Below are 1,397 nucleotides of genomic sequence, written 5' to 3'. Positions count from 1 at the left end.
CGCGTCCAAGCCTTCGCGCCGTAGATTGCCTGGTAGAGAGCCGTCTTCGCATAAAGCTTCTTCCCCATGAACTTGCGCGGATCAAGATCGTATTCGTGGGCTCGGGCGTTGAACTGGCTAACAGACACGCCGCAGTAGTGGGCGGCCTCGTCTGCGGTAAGCCAGTCCTTGCCCGACAGATCGACGCATAGCACCGCTATTTGCTGTCGGAGTGCCTTGATCTCGTCCAGCAGGGAAACGTCAGTCTCGGGGGTGCCCATTGGATCTACTCCTACGCGCCTAGTTGCACCCTGCCATAGTCAGGGCTAGGTCGGAACACCTGAGATCACTCAACCCAATTTCAAACCTATAACACGATAGGGAGAGGCTACAGCCTCTCTTCTATGCCGGCGCAATGCCGGCTCCCTACTGACTAGGAGCCTATCGTGTTCATCGAACGATCCAATTCCCCTCTCGAATACCTGGCCGCCTTCGCGGTCGTCTTCATGGCAGGCGTTCTGGCAAGCAGTCGCTCGAATTGACGATCAGCCGGGGCGCATTTCTTGGCCCCGGCCACTTTTCAACTAGTTCCTCCCCTCTGAAAAGTTAGATCCCGGCTAAATTTCGAGTCAACTAAATCAATGGCTTACGCACTGTATTTTTCTACAGGGGGCTAAACGGATGGTTCTGTCAGCGCTTGGTTCGTAGGCTCGTCCACACACCACAGACGGCCAGGCGTCATGCAGAACAACTCACCAAAATCACTCCGAATGCTCCGTCGGGCAGAAGTCCAAGCTCGCTTGGGCATCGCACGATCCACGCTGTACGGCTACCTCAACAAGCGCTCGCCGAGCTACCTGCCGTCCTTCCCGAAGCCGCTTCGCTTGGGGACGTCAGTCCTGTTCCTTGAACACGAAGTTGATGACTTCGTTGTGGGCCTGATTCAGGCCAGGGAGGTGGGGCGCCGCTAGCCCTAACTTTCCGAGATCGACGCCGATCTTAGCCCTCTGCATGGGCTAGAAACGGCATGTGTGCTGGGCATCTTCTTGCATGGGCTCAGTAGGAATAAACACTGTTACTCCTGACCTCCACTAGGAGGGAGGGGATGGCAACGACAATGAAAACACCATTGAAGAACAACAGCAGTTTCATGCGCGAACGCGCTTACGTATGGGGTGAAGACGGCACCCTCTTCATCACCCACCAGTTGAACGCAGTCTTAGAGGTCAAGCGTATCGTCGAGATGATGGGTAAGCTTATGGCAAGCCGTAAGGCGCCGTTCGGAGTCATGACGAAGCACGGCCGCGCGTGGGTTGAAAAGACCGAGCTGGGAGATTCCATCCTGCTCTGCCTCAAGTCCGGTCTCCGGGAAATTGATGAGCACTTCCCCGCTCACCGCCATAGCCCGCTCTTTACGC

The 1,397-nt window shown here is 56.2% G+C and carries 3 protein-coding genes; 2 read left to right on the top strand and 1 reads right to left on the bottom strand.

Translation table 11 applies throughout. The features are described 5' to 3' along the window. Positions 1-260: hypothetical protein (locus ABZX22_RS45070; RefSeq protein ID WP_354923491.1), on the bottom strand; the 260-nt coding region annotated here is incomplete at its 3' end. Positions 261-719: 459 nt separating this feature from the next. On the opposite strand from ABZX22_RS45070, the gene ABZX22_RS45065 reads away from it, so the two are divergent. Then, on the top strand, positions 720-950 hold the full coding sequence (locus tag ABZX22_RS45065) for an AlpA family phage regulatory protein (RefSeq protein ID WP_133050290.1): 231 nt from the start codon (positions 720-722) through the stop codon (positions 948-950). Positions 951-1,084: 134 nt separating this feature from the next. Next, a partial coding sequence (locus ABZX22_RS45060; protein ID WP_354923487.1) for a hypothetical protein occupies positions 1,085-1,397 on the top strand: 313 nt, incomplete at its 3' end.

This window comes from Nonomuraea sp. NPDC003804 (genome assembly GCF_040610675.1).
GTDB lineage: Bacteria > Actinomycetota > Actinomycetes > Streptosporangiales > Streptosporangiaceae > Nonomuraea.
This window is presented reverse-complemented; position numbering and strand designations above follow the sequence as displayed.

Coding starts and splice junctions, on each gene's coding strand:
- ABZX22_RS45065 (WP_133050290.1), top strand. CDS start 720: ATGCAGAACAACTCACCAAAATCACTCCGAATGCTCCGTCGGGCAGAA.